Genomic DNA, 6563 nt, shown 5'->3' on the forward strand with positions numbered 1-6563 from the left:
CTACCGCGGCCTGGCCAAGACCAGCCTCCAGCACCAGCTCACCGGCGCCGCCGTCAACCTCATCCGCATCGACGCCTGGCTCACCAGCACACCCCGAGCCCGTACCCGCATCAGCCCCCTGACAGCACTTCGCCCCGCCGCATAGCGGCGGGGCGAAGTGACCAGGCCCGAATTAACCAACAGCATCCGGTTCGGTTCCGGGCCCCTTCGGCGTGTGCGGGACCTATGCCGCCGGGTCCTCGGTGAAGAGGTCTTCGGCGGTGGTGATCGTCAGGGCGCGGTCGAACCAAGCGGTGAGGGAGTCGAGGTCGGTGCAGGCCGCGACCCGCTCGCGGACCTCGTCCGGGATCGCGAGCCCGCGCACATTGAGTACGCGCAGGATGTCCTCGGCCTTGCTCTCGGCCTTCCCTTCCAGGAACTTCTCCTCGAAGAGCGTTCCGTGCCCCGGGAAGTGGGTGACGACGTCTTGCATCAGCTTCCTCCAGTTCTCCCTGGCCGGAGTGGACTCCAGCCCGACTTCCACCACCTCGAACCAGTACTTCGTGACGTCCGGCTCGAAGGACACGAGTCCGCGGGCGACCGCTTCCAGTATGGCCGCGGACCGCCTGCTCTGGCTGTGCACGATGGCCGAGAGCGCCGCCAGAGCAGGCTGCCGGGCCACCGTCGTCTCGTCGGTGACCTCGGGGACCGTCTGCGGTCCCAGGACGAACGGGCGGGTGACCTGGGTGGTCCACGCGTCCACGGTGCACGTGAAGGGACCCGCCGCCCAGGTTGCCGTGGAGCTGTCCCGGCAGACGACGACCAGCAGGACGGGCAGGTCGTACTTGGCGTGCAGGTAGGAGACGTAGTACGCCCAGTTCCTGGCCTTGTCCGGGTCCTTCTTCGTCTGGGCCTCCACGGCCAGGACGAAGTGCTCACCCATGTCGGGCTCGAACATCAGGACCGTGTCCGCGCGACGCTCCACCGGACGGATCTCGGTGACGTCGGTGGGGAGTTCGCGGAAGTCCGTCTTCACGGGCGGCGGCAGGCCCAGTGCTTCGAAGACGGGCGTGAGGGCCTCCGGATGCTTCTGGAAGAGCTGGTGGGAGGCCTCGTGTGTTGCGGTGACCATGAGCGCAAGCCTGGCGCGCCCATGGTCTATGCGCCGGGCATATGTAAGGCATTCACCCGGTCGGGTCAGCGCGCCACGAACTGGGTGAGGATGGCCTGGACCTCGTAGATGTCGACGCCCTTGGTGAAGGTCTTCTGGATGGGGGCCTGGGAGCCCGAGAGCCAGATCTTCAGTTCGGCGTCGAGGTCGAAGGTGCCGGCGGTCTCCACCGCGAAGTGGGTGATGCTGCGGTAGGGGATGGAGTGGTACTCCACCTTCTTGCCGGTGATGCCCTGCTTGTCGACCAGGATCAGGCGGCGGTCGGTGAACAGGATGGTGTCGCGGATCAGCAGGAACGCGGCGTGCACCTGCTCGCCGTGGCCCAGCAGACGGGCGTAGTCCTGCTGCGCCTGGGCCGGGTCGACGGTGTGCGCGTTGCCGAAGAGTGCCATGGACGGGTCCCCCCACGTGAGCGGTGACGGCCGGGTCTCGGCCGCCTCCGCATGATCCTCGCAAGGCGCGGGGCCCGGGAGAAGGTCCCGTCGTTCCCCGGGCCGCTGCTGTGGCGAGCGCGTTACACGGCCGGCCCCTCCTCGGGACGGGGGACCACCGCCTCCCCGCCCGACGGCAGCGCCCGGGACCCCGGGGCCGTCGGTTCCCGGTGAAGAAATTCTCCGTGCGCGGCAACCCTTCGCCGTCCGGCGGCCACTGAGAGGACGTAACCCCGCTCCTCCCCCGTAAGGAAGCCCCGTGGCTGCTCGTTCCCACCGCCGGTCCCTCCGCTCCCGCCGTGCCGCCGTCGTCTGCGCGGCCGCCGTGGCCGCGGGCGCCGGCGCCGGCGTCTTCGTGATGAACGCCAACGCCGGGACCGTCGACCTGTACCACCAGACGCTCGCCGCGAAGGACGGCTGGGCGTCCTCGGGCACGGGCACCACCGGTGGCACGAAGGCCGACGCCGCCCACACCTTCACCGTCTCCACCCGCGCGCAGCTCGTGAAGGCACTGGGCTCGGCGTCCGACACCACGCCCCGCATCATCAAGATCAGCGGCATGATCGACGCCAACACCGACGACAGCGGCAGAAAGCTGTCCTGCGCCGACTACGCCTCCGGCACCGGCTACTCGCTGTCGGCCTACCTCAAGGCCTACGACCCGGCCACCTACGGCCGCTCCAAGCTGCCCTCCGGCACCCAGGAGAAGGCGCGTGCCGCCGCCCAGGCCAAGCAGGGCAAGAACATCGTTTTCAAGGTCCCCGCCAACACGACGATCGTGGGCGTGCCCGGCACGAACGCCGGCCTCACCGGGGCCATGCTGCAGATCCAGAACGTGGACAACGTCATCGTCCGCAACCTGACCTTCGCCGCCACCGAGGACTGCTTCCCGCAGTGGGACCCGACCGACGGCGACGAGGGCAACTGGAACTCCAACTACGACTCGGTGTCCCTGCGCGGCGCGACCCACGTGTGGGCGGACCACAACACGTTCACCGACGCACCGCACTTCGACAGCGCCAACCCGAAGTACTTCGGCCGCGAGTACCAGATCCACGACGGAGCCCTCGACATCACCAAGGGCTCCGACCTGGTGACCGTCTCGCGCAACCAGTTCACCCACCACGACAAGACGATGCTGATCGGCGGCAGCGACACCGACAGCGTCGGCAAGCTGCGCGTCTCCCTCCACCACAACGTGTGGAAGGGCATCATGCAGCGCGCCCCGCTGGCCCGCCTCGGCCAGATCCACATCTACAACAACTACTACGACGTCACGCCCCTCAACGGGTACGCGCCGCAGTACAGCATCAACTCCCGTGCCAAGGCCCAGGTCGTCGCGGAGAACAACTACTGGAAGCTGCCGTCCGGCGCGAAGGCCGCCAAGCTCCTCAGCGGTGACGGCACCGGCTCGGTCAAGGGCTCCGGCAACCTCGTCAACGGCACGGTGACCGACCTCGTCGCCGCCTACAACGCCGTCTCGTCCAAGGACCTGAGGACCACGGTCAACTGGACCCCCACCCTCACGGCGGGCCTGGAGGCCTCGGCGGGCGACCTGCCGTCGTCGCTGGCGACGACGACGGGGGCGGGCGTGCTCAAGTAGCACCCAAGACGCGCGAGGGCCGGGAGACCACGAGCCCCCGGCCCTCGCGCACCCACACCGTGCGGTCCGCCGTGCCACGGGTGGAGAGCCCCTGCCGGGCCGCTGCGGGCGGCGGTCCGGCAGGGGCGGTTCGCCCGCTACTGGTCCGAACCGCCGAAGCGCTCCTTGTAGGACTCCAGGTCCTCCTCGGTGATCTTCGCGAAGAGGACCGGGGGGACCGTGAAGGGCGTGCCGGCCGGGACGGCGGTGAGGGCACGGGCCTCGTCGGGGGTCACCCAGGTCGCGGTGTCGTCCTCCAGGGCGAAGGCCGACCGCATCGCCGCGGCGGAGGCCGGGATGAAGGGCTCGGAGACCACCGCGTAGAGGTGGATGAGGTTCATCGCCGTGCGGAGCGTGAGGGCCGCGCCCTCCTTGTTCGTCTTGATCTCCAGCCAGGGGGCCTTCTCCTCCAGGTAGGAGTTGCCGGCCGACCACAGGGCGCGCAGCGCCGCCGCCGCCTTGCGGAACTGGATGGCCTCCATGTGCTCCTCGTACTCGGCGAGGAGACGGACGATCTCCGCCCCGAGCCTCGACTCCGCCTCACCGGGCTCGGCGCCCGCCGGGACCTCGTCGCCGAAGCGCTTCCGGGAGAAGGACAGGACACGGTTGACGAAGTTGCCCAGCGTGTCCGCCAGGTCCTTGTTCACGGTGGCCGCGAAGTGCTCCCAGGTGAAGGACGAGTCGTCCGACTCGGGGGCGTTGGCCATCATGAAGTAGCGCCAGTAGTCGGCGGGCAGGATCTCCAGCGCGTCGTGCGTGAAGACTCCGCGCCGCTGGGAGGTGGAGAACTTGCCGCCGTAGTAGTTCAGCCAGTTGAAGGCCTTGATGACGTCGACCTTCTTCCACGGCGAGCGGGTTCCCAGCAGGGTCGCCGGGAACATCACGCTGTGGAAGGGGACGTTGTCCTTGCCCATGAACTGCGTGTAGTGGACGTCGGCGTCCGACTCCCACCACCAGGAACGCCAGTCGCGGCTCTCCGGGTCCTGGTCCGCCCACTCCTTCGTGGCGCCGATGTACTCGATCGGGGCGTCGAACCAGACGTAGAAGACCTTGCCCTCGGCGGCCAGGTCCGGCCAGGTGTCCGCCGGGACCGGCACGCCCCACTCCAGGTCACGGGTGATGGCCCGGTCGTGCAGCCCTTCCGTGAGCCACTTGCGCGCGATGGAGGAGGCGAGGACGGGCCAGTCGTCGGCCCGCTCGTCGACCCAGGCCTCGACCTCGCCGGCGAGGACCGACTGGAGGAGGAAGAGGTGCTTGGTCTCGCGGACCTCGAGGTCGCTGCTGCCGCTGATCGCCGAGCGGGCGTCGATCAGGTCCGTCGGGTCCAGGACGCGGGTGCAGTTCTCGCACTGGTCGCCGCGGGCCTTGTCGTAACCGCAGTGCGGGCAGGTGCCGATGATGTAGCGGTCGGGCAGGAAACGGGCGTCGGCGTTCGAGTACACCTGGCGGATCGACCGCTCCTCGATGAACCCGTTCGCCTTCAGCTCCCGCGCGATCTCCTGCGTGATCTCGTGGTTCTGCGGCGAGGAGCTGCGCCCGAAGTAGTCGAAGGCCAGGCCGAAGCCGTCGTAGACCGCCTTCTGGGCGTCGTGCGCCTGGGCGCAGAACTCGTCGACCGCGACGCCCTGCTCCTTGGCGGCCAGCTCTGCGGGGGTGCCGTGCTCGTCGGTCGCGCAGATGTAGAGGACCTCGTGACCGCGCTGACGGAGATAGCGGGAGTGGACGTCCGCCGGGAGCATCGACCCCACCATGTTGCCCAGGTGCTTGATCCCGTTGATGTAGGGAAGGGCGCTGGTGATGAGGTGTCGAGCCATCGCGGGCTGCTCCCGGGTCGGTACGTGGTGACGATCGTCGGTTGTCGGGTCGTCTACGAACCTTGAAATCCTAGCCGAAACAGCAGGACCGCCCGCTTCCCGTTCTACGTGCTGGGAAGGGGCGGCCCCGGGCGGCGGCCGGTCCTACGGGCGCCAGGACGCCAGGACGCCCTCGTAGAGCTCCTTGTCCGTGAGCTCGCGGGGGGTGGGGCCCGCGTGGAAGAAGGAGGTGTTCTCCGTCTTCAGCTTGCGGAGGTAGTCGAAGGCCTTGTTGTCGTGCTCGCCGAAGGCGACGAAGGAGAAGAAGACGGCGGGGTGGTTCTTCGCCGCGTCGGTGAGGGCCTGGGTGGCCGGGGTCTTGGCGTCCGGCGCGCCGTCCGTCTGGAAGACCACCAGGGCGGGGGTGCCGGCCGGCTCCTCGGCGTGTTGTGCGAGGACGGCCTCGACGGCCACGTGGTAGCTGGTACGGCCCATGCGGCCGAGGCCGGCGTGCAGCTCGTCGATCTTGTTCTCGTGGTCGGTGAGGGTCAGCTCGCCGGTGCCGTCCAGTTCGGTGGAGAAGAACGTGACGGGGAGGGTGGCCTCGGTGTCGAGGTGGGCGGCGAGGGCGAGGGTCTGCTCGGCGAGGGCCTGGGCGGAGCCGTCCTTGTAGTACGGGCGCATGGAGGCGGAGCGGTCGAGCACGAGGTAGACCTTGGCGCGGGTGCCGGTGAGGTCGTGCTTCTCGAGGGCGGCGCCGGCCGCCTTGTAGGCGGTGGCGAGGGCGGTGTCGCGGAGCTTCGCGGCGGGCGTGGCGGGTGTGGCCGCGACCGGCTGGGAGGCGGGCTGCTCGGCCTCGGCTTCTCCTTCTGCCGGGGTTTCGTTCCCACCCGTACCATCCGTGCCGCTCTCGTCGTCGGGTGCGGAGGGCTCCTGCGGGGCGTCCTCGCCGTCGGCGGCCGCGGGCTCCTTCTCGGGCCCGGTCACGGCTTCGGGTGCGGGCTTGGCCTCCGGTTCCGGCTCGGCCTCCGGTTCCGGCTCGGCCTCCGGTTCCGGCTTGGCCTCCGGTTCGGCCTTGGTGGCACCCTCGGGCTTTTCCGCGGGCTCGGTCTCCGGCTCGACGTCGGCCGCGGGCTCGGTCTCCGGCTCGGCCGTGACCTCGGGCTTCGCGTCGGCCTCGGCCTTGGGCTCGGGCACGGCGGCAGCCTCCGGCTCGGGCTCGGCGGCAGCCTCGGCCTTCGGCTCGGCTTCGGGCGTGGTCTCCGGCTCGGGCTCGGCCGTGACCTCGGACTCGGCCTCAGTGGTGACCGAGGGCTCCTCGTCGGACTCGGACTTCGCCTCGGTCTTCACCTCCGCCTCCGGCTCCGGTTCGGCTTCGGGCTCAGGCTTCGGCTCAGCCTTGGCCTCCGGCTCTGCCTTGGCCTCCGGTTCGGGTGCGGTCTCGGGCTCAGGCTCCGGCTCGGGCTCGGCCGTGACCTCGGACTCGGCCTCAGTGGTGACCGAGGGCTCCTCGTCGGACTCGGACTTCGCCTCGGTCTTCACCTCCG

The 6563-nt window shown here is 69.7% G+C and carries 5 protein-coding genes; 1 reads left to right on the forward strand and 4 read right to left on the reverse strand.

Annotated features, from left to right (window positions below):
• Positions 1 to 223 precede the first annotated feature (223 nt).
• A complete protein-coding gene (locus ABTY20_RS32510) occupies positions 224 to 1111 on the reverse strand; it encodes a hypothetical protein (protein ID WP_352000743.1) in 888 nt (295 codons plus the stop codon).
• A gap of 65 nt (positions 1112 to 1176) precedes the next feature.
• On the reverse strand, positions 1177 to 1542 hold the full coding sequence (locus ABTY20_RS32515) for a PH domain-containing protein (protein ID WP_189557352.1): 366 nt from the start codon (positions 1540 to 1542) through the stop codon (positions 1177 to 1179).
• A gap of 298 nt (positions 1543 to 1840) precedes the next feature.
• Here ABTY20_RS32515 and ABTY20_RS32520 point away from each other — a divergent pair, with 298 nt between their 5' ends.
• Positions 1841 to 3184, forward strand: coding sequence for a pectate lyase family protein (locus tag ABTY20_RS32520; protein WP_352000744.1), 1344 nt, complete (start codon positions 1841 to 1843; stop codon positions 3182 to 3184).
• 137 nt (positions 3185 to 3321) lie between these two features.
• Here ABTY20_RS32520 and metG read toward each other — a convergent pair whose 3' ends face one another.
• Together metG and ABTY20_RS32530 are read right to left on the reverse strand one after the other, a co-directional pair.
• On the reverse strand, positions 3322 to 5037 hold the full coding sequence (gene metG, locus ABTY20_RS32525; RefSeq protein ID WP_352000745.1) for a methionine--tRNA ligase: 1716 nt from the start codon (positions 5035 to 5037) through the stop codon (positions 3322 to 3324).
• Positions 5038 to 5181: 144 nt separating this feature from the next.
• Positions 5182 to 6563: VWA domain-containing protein (locus tag ABTY20_RS32530; protein WP_352000746.1), on the reverse strand; the 1382-nt coding region annotated here is incomplete at its 5' end.

Source organism: Streptomyces sp. NPDC126497, assembly GCF_040302425.1.
GTDB lineage: Bacteria > Actinomycetota > Actinomycetes > Streptomycetales > Streptomycetaceae > Streptomyces.